At 54.1% G+C, this 1,123-nt stretch carries 1 protein-coding gene; it reads right to left on the bottom strand.

Annotated elements, in window-relative coordinates; all coding sequences use genetic code 11:
* Positions 1-506 (bottom strand): reverse transcriptase domain-containing protein (locus RB620_RS30115; RefSeq protein WP_308100852.1); only part of this gene is annotated, 506 nt, incomplete at its 3' end.
* Between the last annotated feature and the right edge of the window lie 617 nt (positions 507-1,123).

Genomic DNA, 1,123 nt, shown 5'->3' on the forward strand with positions numbered 1-1,123 from the left:
TGCGGGATGGTGTCAAAGTACGATTTCAAGTCGGCGTCGATCACGTAACGGTACCCGTCGTTCAAATCCGCTCGGATCTTTTCCAGTGCCATGTGCGCATTTCTTCCCGGACGAAAACCATAGCTACATTCCATAAATTTCGCTTCGAAGATTGGTTCCAATATGCGTTTTACCGCCGCTTGTACGACTCGGTCTCCCACGGTAGGAATACCCAGCGGTCTCTGCGTTCCATCTGCTTTCGGGATGTAGACGCGTTTTACCGGCTTCGGCCGGTATGTCTTCTGTTTGAGCGTCTGCTGAACCACTTCTAGATGGTGTTCCAGCTGCGATTCGTACGCCTTGATGGTCATCCGATCGACCCCTGCTGCCCCACGGTTGCGCTTGACCTCCTTAAAGGCTTCCTCCAGGTTTGGCTTCGCCCAGATCTTGTCGATTAGGCTATACCATTTGCGTTCTCCTTGCTTTGCAACTTCACGAGAGACATTGCTCTTCCCTTGTTCGTCCATGCTCGTTCCCCTTCCCTTCCAGTTCCGTAGCTCGTAGCCCTTCGGCAATCTCCACTTTCCTGTCGGTACTCGCCCCAGACGGCTTCTCCTTCTGTTCATTCCCCGGTTCTACGCACATCTTAGCTCACCGGCTCCTGCCTGGCACATGGCTTCCCACAATCTCTCTTCTTCCACCGGTTCGGGCTTCGCGCCGAGTCATCGCCTTTTGGGTCGTTGCTCGCACCGGCAATCTCATGCCGATTCGTTTGCCTTTGCGGCCTTTCTGGCAAACTTTCTCACTACTATCCCTACCTCTGACTGCTCACCAACCGTAGCCTTGTCTTGATCCTCCCGATCTTGAACCAGGGTTACCGCCTTATGCGGGGACGATGAGCTCTCCTTGGGTCACGTCACTCCACTTTCTCCCGAATCCAGTCCTCTTAACTTCCGGAGCCATTGGTGGTATTGGACTTCCCCTCTTTTTGCAGGGTCATCCGGCTCCGCCAGCCAACATGGTTATGCCGCCTGTTCCGGGATTTGCCTTCACATCCTCCGCACCTATCCTCACGGACTAAGCACTATGTGTCGGCTATGTACTTCCGCCACCTGCGGTGTACTGGAGACTTTCACTCCTTAGT

The organism is Paenibacillus sp. LHD-117 (assembly GCF_030929555.1).
In the GTDB taxonomy this organism is placed as follows: Bacteria; Bacillota; Bacilli; order Paenibacillales; family Paenibacillaceae; genus Pristimantibacillus.